Consider the following 1,091-nt stretch of genomic DNA (forward strand, 5'->3'; position numbering starts at 1 on the left):
TTGCTGCTGCAGACGACCATCGCCCTCTGGCTGCATGCTTTCGATGATCAACTGATAGTCACCACGTGGCTCGTATAACGAAAGACGTGCTTTGACTAAAACTTGATTACCATTGGTTGGACTTAAAAGAAACGAGGTCGGTTATTCCCTTTAAACATGGCACATTTAACTTGAGCCATTGAGTCTTTGAGGGTGAAATACCGAAGTGGCCAGAAACCGGCGCAGAGAAGTTAGAAATCTCTCCCACTAACCAAACAATGCCTAATTGGTTTTCAAGCAATAAACGAACTTCAGAATTTAAACGTGAGACAGTGAAGATGTTTGGATTGGTCAGAGAAGACAAAGCTAATCCCGTAGACGTGGGTATGGAAGTTAGCCGCAATATAATACATAGCAAGAGGTGAATGCAAGAAAAAATTAAAAAATTTGTGGTCAAGCGATTGCGTTGGCCGTATAATCCGTCCGCAATATCTAATCCAAATGATAGCAAGTTGCTTAAAGCCTGCTGCCCTCATTATGCGAAACGATGAGATTGGATTGTTCTTTTTACCTCTACATATTGTGAGATATTGCAAATGCTAAGAATTGCCAAAGAAGCGCTGACATTCGATGACGTACTACTCGTGCCAGCTCACTCCACTGTTCTCCCAAACACAGCTGATCTTCGCACTCAGTTGACCAAAAACATCACACTGAACATTCCTATGATCTCTGCCTCGATGGATACCGTGACGGAAGCTCGTCTCGCTATTGCACTTGCGCAGGAAGGTGGCAGTTGGCTTTATTCGACAAGAATTAGTTCTATCGAACAGCAAGCTGCTGAAGTTCGTAAAGTGAAGAAGTTTGAAGCGGGTGTCGTAACGGATCCTGTCACTGTAAGCCCTGATGCGACCATCGCGGATGTGGTTGCGCTGACCGACAAGCACGGCTTTGCTGGTTTCCCTGTGGTTACCGAAAGCAATGAGCTAGTGGGTATCATCACTGGTCGTGACGTACGTTTTGTGACGGATCTGTCTAAGAAAGTCTCTTCTGTCATGACGCCAAAAGAAAACTTGGCTGCCGTAAAAGAAGGTGCAACTCGCGCTGAAGTG

The 1,091-nt window shown here is 45.2% G+C and carries 1 protein-coding gene and 1 pseudogene; one reads left to right on the forward strand and one right to left on the reverse strand.

The genetic code is table 11. From position 1 onward, the window contains the following. Positions 1-343, reverse strand: a pseudogene (locus CIK04_RS29170) (exodeoxyribonuclease VII large subunit); the annotation flags it as partial. 232 nt (positions 344-575) lie between these two features. Between CIK04_RS29170 and CIK04_RS29175 the strand changes: the two are divergent. Then, on the forward strand, positions 576-1,091 hold a 516-nt coding region (locus CIK04_RS29175), incomplete at its 3' end, for an IMP dehydrogenase (protein ID WP_128824751.1).

The organism is Vibrio sp. 03_296, assembly GCF_002265885.1.